The sequence below is a fragment of the Brachybacterium nesterenkovii genome (assembly GCF_900163655.1).
GTDB classification, from domain to species: domain Bacteria; phylum Actinomycetota; class Actinomycetes; order Actinomycetales; family Dermabacteraceae; genus Brachybacterium; species Brachybacterium nesterenkovii.
The window spans coordinates 1-12,024 of sequence record NZ_FWFG01000067.1; the positions used below are offsets into that span (position 1 = coordinate 1).

At 68.9% G+C, this 12,024-nt stretch carries 10 protein-coding genes; 6 read left to right on the plus strand and 4 right to left on the minus strand.

The window, feature by feature from the left end:
- Nucleotides 1-170 precede the first annotated feature (170 nt).
- Nucleotides 171-1,082 (minus strand): carbohydrate kinase family protein, encoded by a 912-nt coding sequence (locus FM110_RS07610; protein ID WP_087104177.1) that lies wholly within the window; start codon nucleotides 1,080-1,082, stop codon nucleotides 171-173.
- 105 nt (nucleotides 1,083-1,187) lie between these two features.
- On the opposite strand from FM110_RS07610, the gene FM110_RS07615 reads away from it, so the two are divergent.
- Nucleotides 1,188-1,997 (plus strand): DUF4245 family protein, encoded by an 810-nt coding sequence (locus FM110_RS07615; protein WP_159458009.1) that lies wholly within the window; start codon nucleotides 1,188-1,190, stop codon nucleotides 1,995-1,997.
- A 148-nt stretch (nucleotides 1,998-2,145) separates the two neighbouring features.
- Here the strand turns inward: FM110_RS07615 and FM110_RS14555 are convergent, their stop codons facing one another.
- Nucleotides 2,146-2,364 (minus strand): exodeoxyribonuclease VII small subunit, encoded by a 219-nt coding sequence (locus FM110_RS14555; protein ID WP_234992048.1) that lies wholly within the window; start codon nucleotides 2,362-2,364, stop codon nucleotides 2,146-2,148.
- A gap of 158 nt (nucleotides 2,365-2,522) precedes the next feature.
- A complete protein-coding gene (gene xseA / locus FM110_RS07625; RefSeq protein ID WP_234992038.1) occupies nucleotides 2,523-4,031 on the minus strand; it encodes an exodeoxyribonuclease VII large subunit in 1,509 nt (502 codons plus the stop codon).
- A gap of 138 nt (nucleotides 4,032-4,169) precedes the next feature.
- Between xseA and FM110_RS07630 the strand changes: the two genes are divergently transcribed.
- Nucleotides 4,170-5,198, plus strand: coding sequence for a 4-hydroxy-3-methylbut-2-enyl diphosphate reductase (locus FM110_RS07630; protein ID WP_087104180.1), 1,029 nt, complete (start codon nucleotides 4,170-4,172; stop codon nucleotides 5,196-5,198).
- A 42-nt stretch (nucleotides 5,199-5,240) separates the two neighbouring features.
- Here the strand turns inward: FM110_RS07630 and FM110_RS07635 are convergent, their stop codons facing one another.
- The gene (locus FM110_RS07635) at nucleotides 5,241-6,497 is read right to left on the minus strand and encodes a DNA recombination protein RmuC (RefSeq protein WP_087104181.1); all 1,257 of its coding nucleotides are present in this window, start codon (nucleotides 6,495-6,497) and stop codon (nucleotides 5,241-5,243) included.
- 131 nt (nucleotides 6,498-6,628) lie between these two features.
- Between FM110_RS07635 and ychF the strand changes: the two genes are divergently transcribed.
- The 4 genes from ychF to FM110_RS13790 all read left to right on the plus strand — a co-directional run bounded on the left by ychF (nucleotide 6,629) and on the right by FM110_RS13790 (nucleotide 11,789).
- On the plus strand, nucleotides 6,629-7,714 hold the full coding sequence (gene ychF / locus FM110_RS07640; protein WP_087104182.1) for a redox-regulated ATPase YchF: 1,086 nt from the start codon (nucleotides 6,629-6,631) through the stop codon (nucleotides 7,712-7,714).
- Between the two features lie 241 nt (nucleotides 7,715-7,955).
- Nucleotides 7,956-8,873 (plus strand): Abi family protein, encoded by a 918-nt coding sequence (locus FM110_RS07645; protein WP_234992044.1) that lies wholly within the window; start codon nucleotides 7,956-7,958, stop codon nucleotides 8,871-8,873.
- An 80-nt stretch (nucleotides 8,874-8,953) separates the two neighbouring features.
- The gene (locus tag FM110_RS07650; protein WP_087104183.1) at nucleotides 8,954-9,988 is read left to right on the plus strand and encodes an IS30 family transposase; all 1,035 of its coding nucleotides are present in this window, start codon (nucleotides 8,954-8,956) and stop codon (nucleotides 9,986-9,988) included.
- Nucleotides 9,989-10,118: 130 nt separating this feature from the next.
- Nucleotides 10,119-11,789 (plus strand): DUF5677 domain-containing protein, encoded by a 1,671-nt coding sequence (locus tag FM110_RS13790; RefSeq protein WP_143276318.1) that lies wholly within the window; start codon nucleotides 10,119-10,121, stop codon nucleotides 11,787-11,789.
- Nucleotides 11,790-12,024: the final 235 nt, after the last annotated feature.

The window sequence follows — 12,024 nt, forward strand, 5'->3', positions numbered from 1 at the left end:
GGCTGAGAGGAAGGGCGGGGTGGGCTGATAGCCGGGTCGTGCAGCGGCGTCGGTGCGCGCTGCGGGCTCGGGGCGGGCACTGAGCCCGGCTCAGAGCAACCGCCCAGCGCAGGCCGTCAGCACGGCTCAGACCGTCAGCCCGGCTCAGGGTGTCGACCCAGCACAGCGCTTCAGCCCAGCTCGGCGCGCCAGGGCGGATCCGCGCCCGGTCGCGAGACGGTGACGGCGGCCAGGCCCGCGGCGGTGGACAGCACGGCCTCGAGATCTGCGGCGGTCAGCGCGGCGAGCTGCTCGCGGCGCGCGGCCCCCAGCAGCTCGCGCTCGGCGAGGGCGTGGAGGATCCCCGCGGAGAACGTGTCGCCCGCGCCGACGGTGTCGGCCACGGTCACGGGGTTCGAGGCGATCTCGACACGACCGGCGGGGCCGAAGCCGACGGCACCGTCACCGCCGCGGGTGAGCGCCGTGATCGTCGGGCCCAGCTCGCGCCACGAGGCGACGACGTCCTCGACGTCGTCCGTCCCGTACAGCCAGGCGACGTCCTCGTCGGAGGACTTCACGACATGCGCGCGGGCGATGATGCCCTCGATGATCCCGCGCGCCGTGGCGGCATCGCCCATGAGGGCGGGCCGGGCGTTGGGGTCGTAGCTGATGGTCGCGGTCGGGGCGTAGCGATCGACGACCTCCGCGATGGTCGCGGCGCCGGGGGCCAGGACAGCGGCGATCGAGGACGTGTGGACGGCGTCGACGACATCGGGCAGGCCCTGCGGATCCACGTCCCAGACGAGGTCGAACTCGTACTGGGCGGACCCGTCGGCCTGAATGTGCGCCGCCGCCGTCGAGGTGGGGCGCTCGTCGATGCTGCCGGGGGTCAGGCGTACGTGGGAGCGCTCGACGTGCTCTCGGATGGCGGCGCCGCGGCCGTCCGAGCCGATCCGCGTCAGGAGGCGCGAGTCATGGCCGAGGCGCCCGAGGGCGACGGCCACGTTCATCGGGGAGCCGCCCGGGTACTCGGTCGTCGCGCCATCGGTCCTGACGACGATGTCGGTGAGTGCTTCGCCTGCAGTGAGGAATCTCGCGGTCACCGGTCGATCATCGCAGGTTCCGGCGCTCGGGGCGAACGGAACGGCGTCGGCGGCAGATCCGACCGGAGGGGAATCCGCGGTGCCGCTCCTGCGAGAATGCACGCCATGGCCGACCACCAGCACGCCGATCAGACGCCGACCGCCGCGCCCGCTGAGCCCGGGACTACTGAGTCCGTGACAGTTGACCCCGCGGCTTCCGAGTCCGGGACCGTCGAGTCCGCGGCTGCTGAGGACGCGATCGCTGAGCCCGCGGCTGCTGAGCCCGCGCCCGCGGCCGTCGAGGCCGATGCGTCCCAGGCCCCGCCATCGCAGTACGCGCGGATGGCCGCGCCGACGTCCGTGCGCAATGTCGTGTGGGCGCTGGGCCTGACGATGGGCGTGGTCGCCGTGGTGGCGGTGCTGTTCTTCGGGGTGGGCAACGACCCGCAGCGCGAGGTGCCGGAGTCCAACCGCGTGGACGTCGCCGCCTCGGCCGAGCGCGCCCAGGAGCTCGCCCCGTTCACGGTCGCGGTCCCGGAGTCCGCGGACGGCTGGTCCGCCGACGGCTGGACGGCCAAGCAGGCTCGCTACACCGACGGCGCGGATCCGCGCTGGTCCGTGCGCTACTCGGCTCCGTCGGGCACTCTCGTGACGCTCGCCCAGGCGCCGGCGATCACGCCCGCACTCATCCAGGACGCCGTGGCCGGTGCCCGCTCCGACGGCACGGTGGAGGTCGAGGGCGCGACCTGCGAGGTCTACACCGGGACGGGGGAGGGCGACGGGGGCGACGGCGCTGACGGTGATGGCGCTGGCGCGGGTGCCGCCCGGGTCCTCGCCTGCCCCGGAGAGGGCTGGGGCATCGTCGTCAGCGGGAAGACGGAACAGGAGGAGCTCGTCGACCTGGCCGGTGCCGCGATCCGGTCCGCGCGCAGCTGACCTGTACCGGCCTGCCCTCGGCTGATCGGGTCGGCCCGTTCCGGCTGACCTGTACCGGACCGCCTCAGCTGATCAGGTCGGCCTGCCCTCGGCTGATCGGGTCGGCCCGCTCCCCGTTGATCGGGGCGGCGAGGATCGCGTCGCGTGCTCAGCCGGCGTCGGGGCGGCTGCGGGCGGCGACGGCCTCGTCGAGCCGCACCCGCGCACCGTCGAGCCACTGCTGACAGCGGGTCGCGAGCAGCTCGCCGCGCTCCCACAGTCCGATGGAGTCCTCGAGCCCTCCCTGGCCCGACTCGAGACGGCGCACGACCTCGACGAGCTGGTCACGGGCCGCCTCGTAGCTGAGCGAGGCGATGTCCGGGGGCAGCTGCGTGCCGTCCTCGGCGGGGGCGACGGCGGGAGCAGGCGCCGCGTCGGCCCTGGGTGCGGCGGCATCGGGTGCGGTGCCGCCGCCAGGGGTGTCGAGATCGGGGGTGTCGTGGTCGGGGGTGTTGTTGTCAGCGGCGTTGGCGGGCTTGCGGGGGGTCATCGGTCCTCCTGGGACGGGGGCTGGGGCATGGAGTCGGGCTCGGGCGAGCGGTCAAGCTCTAGCGGGCGATCGGAGCCACCCGCCTTCTCTGGGTCGGCATCGTGCAGGTCGGCATCGTGGAGGTCGGCGTTGCCAGGGGCGGCGTCATCCGTCCCGGCCGGGCGGGACGCAGTGCCGGGCGGTGCGGCATCCGGCGATGCGGGCGGCGTGTACGGATCGTGCGCGGTGCGCTCGGCACCGAAGCGCCCGCCCGCCACGCGCACCGACAGGGCGGCGCCCACGGGCGCATGCTCGGGGGAGCGGACCACGCCGCCGCCCGTGTCCTGCACCACGGCATATCCGCGCTCGAGCGTTGCGAGCGGGGACAGGGCTCGGACCTGGCGGGCCAGGTGCATGACCTCGTCGTCCGCCCGGTCGAGTCGGGCCCGGGCGATGGTCCGGGCCAGCGAGATGCGTGAGCGGATCTCATCGGCCCGCCCCGCGAGGATCGAGGCCGGCTGGTCCAGCACGGGGCGCGAGCGGATCGCATCCAGCGCCGACTGCTCGCGCTCCAGGCGTCCGCGGATCGCGGTCCGCAGGCGCGAGCGCCACAGGTCCAGCTGATCGAGCTCGGCCTGGATGTCCGGGACCACGCGCTTGGCGGCATCGGTGGGCGTCGAGGCGCGCACGTCCGCGGCCAGATCGATCAGCGGAGTATCCACCTCATGGCCGATCGCCGAGACGATCGGGGTGCGGGCACCTGCGACCAGGCGCACCAGCTGCTCGTCCGAGAACGGCAGCAGATCCTCGAGGGAACCGCCGCCGCGGGAGACGATGATGACCTCCACCTGGTCCATCGCATCGAGCTCGCGCAGTGCCGCCGAGACCTCTCGCACGGCACGGGTGCCCTGCACGGCGACCTCGCGGATCTCGAAGCGCACCGCGGGCCAGCGGCGCTGGGCGTTGACCACCACGTCCCGCTCGGCGGCGGACTCGCGCCCGCAGATCAGCCCGACGACGGCGGGCAGGAACGGGAGCGGCTGCTTGCGGGAGGCGTCGAACAGGCCCTCCGCGGTGAGCACCCGCTTGAGGTGCTCGAGGCGCGCGAGCAGCTCCCCGAGCCCCACCGGACGGATCTCATCGGCCTCCAGCTGCAGGCTCCCGCGCTTGGTCCAGAACGTGGGCATGGCGTGGATGACCACGCGCGCGCCGGGCACCAGGTCGATCGTGAGGGCGCGCAGCACGTGCTCGCGCACCGGCACCGAGAACGACATGTCCACGTCCACATCGCGCAGCGTCATGAAGGCGAGCCCGCTGCCGGGGCGCCGATTGAACTGCACCAGCTCGCCCTCGACCCACAGCGGCGACATGCGCGCCACGTACTCGCCGACCTTCACGCTCAGCAGACGCAGCGGCCAGGGATTCTCGGGCGTGGTCGCGGCGGCGGTCGCGGCGAGCTCGCGGGGGCGCTCGCCGTCGCCCGGTGCAGGAGACACCGGGGGAGCGGACGCGGTCGGATCATTCATGGGGTCAACTCTGGCACGGCCCTGCGACGAACGAGCGCTAGAGACCTGCGAGGGGCGGCGATTGTGGATGACCGTGCATGTGGAGGTCTCGTGACGTGCGCGGCACCGATCAGACGCCGCCCGGCGTCGATCCGTACCATGGCAGGCGTGAGCAACCGACGAGTCCTCCTGGCCGAGCCCCGCGGATACTGCGCGGGCGTGGATCGCGCGGTCGTCGCCGTCGAACGCGCCCTCGAGCACTACGACGAGACGGTGTACGTGCGCCACGAGATCGTGCACAACAAGCACGTGGTGGACCGCCTGCGCAGCCAGGGCGCCGTGTTCGTCAAGGAGGTCGACGAGGTCCCCGAGGGCTCCCTCGTCATCTTCTCCGCCCACGGGATCTCCCCGAAGGTCCGCGAGATGGCCGCCGAGCGCAACCTCCGCACCATCGACGCGACCTGCCCGCTGGTGACGAAGGTGCACAAGGAGGCCGTGCGCTTCGCCAAGGAGGACTACGACATCCTTCTCGTGGGCCATGAGGGCCACGAGGAGGTCGAAGGCACCGCCGGCGAAGCCCCCGATCACACGCAGATCGTGAACTCCCCCGACGACGTCGCCTCGATCGAGGTCCGCGACCCCTCGAAGGTCGTGTGGCTGTCGCAGACCACGCTGAGCGTCGACGAGACGATGGAGACCGTCGACCGTCTGCGCACCCGCTTCCCGCTGCTGGCCTCCCCGCCCAGCGACGACATCTGCTACGCGACCCAGAACCGCCAGGTGGCGGTGAAGAAGATCGCGCCCGACTCGGACCTCGTGCTCGTCGTCGGCTCCGCGAACTCCTCGAACTCCGTGCGCCTGATGGAGGTCGCCAAGGAGAACGGCGCGAAGGCCTCGCATCGGATCGAGGCGGTCGAGGAGCTGCAGGACGAGTGGTTCGAGGGCGTCGAGACCGTCGGCGTGACCTCGGGAGCCTCGGTGCCGGAGATCCTGGTCGAGCAGCTGCTCGCGGAGCTCGCCGAGCGCGGCTACGGCGAGGTCCAGCCCGTGCGCACCGCCACCGAGGACCTCATGTTCTCCCTGCCGCGCGAGCTGCGTCAGGAGATGCGCAAGCAGGGCGAGGACGATCGCCGCACACGCCCCTCGGCGCGTGCGGCCGAGGCGAGCTGCAACGACGGCATCGCCTGACGAGATGTCGCTGACAACTGACCCCTGGGTGGGGACAGCGCCTCAGCCCGCCTGCTGACTGTGCTCGATCCCGCTCGCGCTGCTCCGCGTTCGCTCGCGCGGGGCGGCGAGATCCGCGATCTCGGCCTCCGAGAGCTGGCGCGACCGCCGCTCGATCTGTTCGGGCGCCTCGATCGGCGCCGACACCAGCGACATCTCCTCGAAGCGCCGCGCCGTGACCATCACGCGCGACTGCAGCGAACCGACCGCGTCGTTGAACGAGGACACCGAGGCGTCCAGCGAGCGTCCCAGCTTGGACAGGTGCGCGGTCATCGTGCCCAGCCGATGATGCAGCTCGCGCCCCGCCTCGAGCACGGCGCGGGCATCGCGGTTCAGAGCCTCGGTGCGCCACGTGTGCGCGACCGTCCGCAGCAGGGCCATGAGCGTGGCGGGGGAGGCCACGACCACGTCGCGCGTGAAGGCGTGCTCCAGCAGATCCGGGTCCGATTCGAGAGCCGCGGCGAGCACGCCGTCCGACGGCACGAACAGGACGACGAACTCGGGGGAGTCGCCGAGCGCGGCCCAGTAGGACTTCGCGCCGAGACGGTCCACGTGCCCGCGCAGCGCCTTGGCATGGGCGCGCCGACGCTGGGCGGCCGTCGCCGGATCCGCCTCCTCGACGGCATCGAGGTAGGCGTCCATCGGTGCCTTCGCATCGATCACCACGTGGCGGTCCCCGGCCAGACGGACCACCATGTCGGGTCGCTGCCCCGCATCGCCCGAGGCCGCGCGCCCGGCGTGCTGCTCGGTGAAGTCGACGTGCTCGAGCATACCCGCGGCCTCGACGATCCGCCGCAGCTGCACCTCGCCCCAGCGCCCGCGTGCCGTCGGCGCCCGCAGCGCCGCGGTCAGCGCATTCGTGCCCTTCCCGAGCTCCTGGGAGCGGCGGGCGAGCTCGCGCAGCTGCGCTGAGAGGTCCCCGTCGGCCTGGGTCCGGGCGGCCTCGGTGCGCGCCATCGAGCGCTCGAGCTGGCCGAGGGACTCGACGATCGGTCCCAGCGTGCGATGCAGGGCGGTCTCGCGCGCCTGCTCGACCGCCTCGCGGCGCGCGCTGTCGCGCTCGAAGCGCTCTCCGGCGAGCTCGAGCAGCTGCCCCGAGGAGGCCTGCACCGCCTGCGCCGCGGCGGCGTTCAGCGTCGCCCGGTCGGTCGCCGTGCGCCGCGCCGCGGCGATGCGCTCGCGCAGCACCAGCCAGGTGCCGAGCGCGCCGAGCGCGATCCCGATGAGCAGGCCGAGGAGAAGAGCCGTCGTCGCATCCATGTCCCCATGCCACCACGGGGGTCCGACGAACGAAGGGAGGCGGTTGTCGGGCCGATGCCCGCGTCGTGCCTCTCATCACGGCCGGGCATGGGCCGCGTCGGCCCGTCGGAGCCCGCCCGTAGAATCGATGCGTGGCTCTCACTATCGGAATCGTCGGACTGCCCAACGTCGGCAAGTCCACCCTGTTCAACGCTCTCACCCGCGCGGAGGTCCTCGCGGCGAACTACCCGTTCGCCACGATCGACCCCAACGTCGGCGTGGTCCCGCTGCCGGATCCGCGGCTGAAGACGCTCGCCGGGATCTTCGGCTCCGAGCGCCTGGTGCCCGCGACCGTGTCGTTCGTCGACATCGCCGGGATCGTCAAGGGAGCTTCCGAGGGAGAGGGCCTGGGCAACAAGTTCCTCGCGAACATCCGCGAGGCCGATGCGATCTGCCAGGTCACCCGTGCCTTCGCCGATCCCGACGTGATCCGCACGGCCGGTTCTGAGGACCCGGCCGGCGATATGGAGGTCGTCTCCACCGAGCTGATCCTCGCCGATCTCCAGACCCTCGAGAGCGCCCGCCAGCGCGTGGAGAAGGACGTCAAGCGCAAGCTGATCGAGCCCGCCGTGCTCGACGCGATGGACAAGGCGACCGCTCTGCTCGAGACCGGGAAGACCCTGTTCCAGGGTGCCGCGGACGCTGGCATCGACACCTCCCTGCTGCGCGAGCTGCAGCTGATGACCGCCAAGCCCTTCATCTACGTCTTCAACACCGACGAGGAGGGCCTGGCCGACACCGCGATGCAGGAGCAGCTGCGCGCCGCCGTCGCTCCCGCCGAGGCGATATTCCTCGACGCCAAGTTCGAGTCCGAGCTCATCGAGCTCGACGAGGACGAGGCCAAGGAGATGCTCGAGTCCACCGGCCAGGAGGAGTCCGGCCTGGACCAGCTGGCCCGCGTCGGCTTCGACACCCTGGGCCTGCAGACCTACCTCACCGCCGGCCCCAAGGAGGCGCGCGCCTGGACCATCCGCAAGGGATGGACGGCCCCGCAGGCCGCCGGCGTGATCCACACCGACTTCGAGCGCGGCTTCATCAAGGCCGAGATCGTCTCCTTCGACCACCTCGTCGAGGCCGGCTCCATGAACGAGGCCAAGGCCAAGGGCTGGGTCCGCATGGAGGGCAAGGACTACGTGATGGCGGACGGGGACGTGGTCGAATGGAGATTCAGTTTGTAAGATGCCTGGTCAGAAGCATCTTTTGGTCCAGCTGGTAGAAGGAGTTCGGTTCCGCTCTGGCATCTGAGTCCGTGTCTCGTCGCGCGGGTGGGTGGGGCTGTTGTGTCGATCACCGGCCTCAGGCGTTGAAGGTGAATGCCATCTCGCGTACACTCTGGAGTACTAAGACCGGTTCCGCCTACTTCGGTAGGTCCAGGGCCGGTCCTCATTTTTTCCGGGGCGGTGGCGTGTGGCGGAGCAGGTGAAGTCGTACAAGACCTACGACGAGCAGGTTGACCTCCTGCTCAGGCGCGGCATGCTCATCGAAGACCGCGCCGTTGCTGCCAAGACACTGGCGCGGGTGAACTACTACCGGCTCAGCGGCTACTGGTACCCCTTCCGCGTTAAGTGCGAGGACGGCCGCGCTGACGACTTCTATCCAGGCACGAGATTCGACGACGTTGTTGCGCTCTATGAGTTTGATGCCAAGTTGCGAGGCGCAACGTTTGAAGCGCTCATGCCGATCGAACTCGCAATCCGCACTCTCCTCGGCCACGAACTAGGGCGTGTCGACCCGAGTGCCCATCTGGATCCCACCCTCTTGGGGCCAGTTGCCCGGCGTGGTGACGCCCACGCAAAGTGGTTGCGGCGCTACAACGAATCGCTTCGCCGCTCGCGAGAGGACTTCGTTGCTCACCACAAGAAGAAGTACGGCGGGCAGGTTCCCGTGTGGGCGGCCGTCGAGCTGTTGGATTGGGGCAGCATCAGCCGCCTGTTCGAGTTCGCTCCGCTTGGCGTGCAGGAGGCGGTCGCTGATGCTTGTTCGCTGCGTGCGCCGCAGCTGGGTAGCTGGCTCAAGGTGCTCAATGTTGTGCGGAACACCTGTGCTCACCACGGGCGATTCTTCAACAGGGTGCATGCCATTACTCCGAAGCTGCCGGCGGCGGGGCTGCACCCCGATCTCGACGCAGTCAATGCCGACTACAACCGCACCTTCGGCCTCCTCACGCTGATCCAGTTCCTGCTCGATCGTCTCGACGCGGGCCCAGGCGATCTGCTCCCTGACGTAGTCGCCGCCTACCCTGACGTCCCGGCCATACCGATCACGCACATGGGAGCACCTGGTGAATGGCGCGGAAGTAGCCGGTTGTGGAACGGTGGTCAGTCGCCGGAAGCCTGACCGTAAAGAGCGACTGGGCGATGTCATAGCGTCGGGGCAACACTCCTGGTCGGCGGGGGTCTGATCGGTGAGGTGCACGGGTGGCGCGGGTGGGGTTGTCGTTCAGTGACAGGTGGGAGATCTCGACAGCGTCGAAAGCGGGCTGGTCCGTGCGGAGGATCGCTCGTCACCTGGGGCGATGTCCCTCGGTGATCTCCAGGGAACTCCACCGGAACTCGACGAAGACCCGCGGCTACCAGGCCGTGACCGCGGACGTGAGAGCGCAGCGTCGCCGGGCCCGTCCGCAGCAGCGGAAGGTTGCCAAGGACCCGGTGCTGCAGGCCAGGGTGGACGCGGACCTGGCCGCGTCCTGGACGCCGAACGAGATCGCGGGCCGCTTGCGCCTGGAGGCCGCAGACCCGACCGTTGAACGCATGGCGAACTCTCCCGACGCACGCGGCCAGACCGTCTCCGGTGAGGCTATCTACCAGTACATCTACGCGCTCCCGAAGGGTGAGCTCGCCCGGCGGGGCATCTTCTTGCAGTCCAAGCGGACCAAGCGCCGACCCCGCACGACAGGCCGGACGAGGGGCGGCCCGATCGTGGGCATGGTCCCGATCGCGGAGCGGGGCGAGGACGCCGCCGAGCGGCGCGTGCCAGGGCACTGGGAGGGCGACCTGATCATCGGGAAGAACGGCACCTCGTGCGCAGCGACGCTGGTGGAGCGGATGAGCGGGTTCACCGGGCTGCTCGCCCTGCCCTCCAAACACGCCGAACCGACCGCGGACGCGGTCATCGAGTACTTCAACGCCCTGCCCGAGATGATGAAGGCGTCGCTGGCCTGGGACCAGGGCAGCGAGATGGCGCAGCACGTGAAGGTCTCCCTGGCCACGCAGATGCCGGTCTACTTCGCCGACCCCCACTCGCCCTGGCAACGACCCAGCAACGAGAACACCAACCGGCTCTACCGCGAGTACCTCCCCAAGGGCACCGAGATCCCCGATCACCAGCCCTACGTCACCACCATCGCGGAGGAGATCAACAACCGCCCCCGCCGCCGACTCGGCTTCCTGACCCCGACAGAATCCTTCGCCCGACTACTGGCCGGCGAGCCCCATGTTGCTTCGACGCATTGACACCACCGCTCCAATCTGCGCACCCGCCGGCCCGGGAGGCCCGTTGAGTTCGGGGCGGGCGGTCCATCGACACATTGACGCGGTTGCGAAGCCAGTCGGCTGTGTCGGATCAACGAGGTAGATTTCTGACATGAGCATCCGGAAGCCAAACCAACACTCGGGGCCCATGGCTGGCCATGTGAAAAAAGGCCGCGTGTTCAAGTCTCCTCTAGCAGCGACCGGCATGTTGGTTATGGGGAACTGGATCAAGGACGATTTCCCGGATCTCCTCTGGCCGGCACTAGTACTGGCAGAGCAGGGCCCTGACAGCTTCCGGCAGTTCGTGAAATGGCAGAAAGTTGTACAGGAAGGGCTCGCGCATCATGGAGAGGTGGCGTGGGTCGCAGAGGCGTTGGACGGCCGACTCTCACACCTGGCTGCCCTGGACGCCAAGTTCTCCGATGCATCCGAAATCGTCGTCGACGAGGCCAGCCGACATGGCCTGCTTTCTGAAGGCGTCCGCAGCGCGCTGGCGTCGTACCCGTATCTGCCGGCCCCGTGGCTTGTCGGTGACATCGAGGTCACACCACCGAAACAACGGGACTTGGAACTGATCCGGGATGCGCTGCTCTCTGTCCTTCGGGACGGCCATCATGAGGCACTGCTGAAATGCTTCCGCACTTGGAGCACCGTCCAGGCCGGAACGTTCAGGTCAAGCGGCCCCACGATCGATCTGCTGAAGAACTACCCGGGTGACCTAGCCACCCGTGCATCGGCTGACACGATGGTGCGTGCGATGTGGGGTGCACACAAAGGAATGGTGCAGGCCGATGATCCAAACCACTTCGATGAAGCGATCAAGTGGGCACGCGTGTTCTGGGGAGCGAATTCGATGACATCCAGATGCATTCGGAAGCGGGACGCCGAAAGTCCCGACTGCGGCCCCACCGAACCAGCTGACAGCGGGCAGGATGGGCGGGTTGGATCGTCCGTCCACCCCGATGAAGCCGAGCCAACTTCCATGCCCGATGGCGGTGAGAACCTGCGCCGATTCACTTTGGACGTGCTGAGCAGCTTCGTCGAGGCGCTGGAGACTGCACCGGCCCACCTGTACGCGAACGAACGACAGGAAGTTGTTTCCGGGCTTGTGGCCCGTGCCGGTCGTGATCTCGTGGCGGTGCTGGGTGCTCCCGATCTGTGGTGCCTGGAACACGGCGCACACATCGGTCGCATGTTGGTGGAGACCAAGATCTACCTGCACTGGATGGCGCAGCAGGACCCAACCATCTATAGGCAATTCCAGGAATACGGGGCCGGCAAGGCGAAGCTCTACGCGCGCATCTCAGACGAGTTGCCTGACCAAGCACGAGCCCCAGGCTTTCACGAAAGCATCGACGAACTCCAGCGTCTAAGCCACAACGACGACGTGCTCGATCACCGAACAGTCGATACTCGAGACACCTTCGCTGACGGCAAATCTATCCGCGACATGGCAAAAGAAGCTGGGCTGCTCGACTTCTATCGGCAGACGTACTCGCTCTCTAGTGGGGTAGCGCACTCGGAGTGGTGGTCAGTGGAAACGCATGGGATGGAGCCCTGCTTGAATGTTCTCCACGGAATGCACCTCGTTCCCAGTTTGTCGCTAAACATGGGAGGAAACGTCGAGTTGGCTACGGCGTGGGTGGACCAGTTCTACTCGCTCGCACGCACGGGACTGCGCATCCTCAAGACTGACGAGGCTGCAGTATCTGCAGCCTTCGTCTGGATGGACGACGCCGACGGCTCGTCAGAGGCACCTGATGATGAGGACTTGGTCTCATGACGTTTCTATGTGCGGCGATGCGGTGAGTACCAGCTTTGCTGCCGGTAGTTTGCCTCCGAGCTAGTCTCGAGGCCTTCGGCATCCCGATCGCACTAGACCGCGGCGCCCTGGTAGCTCGGCTCAGGGAGGTCGTAGCCAGAGGTTATTCGGCTACGGAACGTGGTGGAGTTCCGGTTTAACGGCTCTTCAGAGTTGAGTGTGGGCGCGCCGGTGTGGTCGGGTAGCTGGGGGTAGA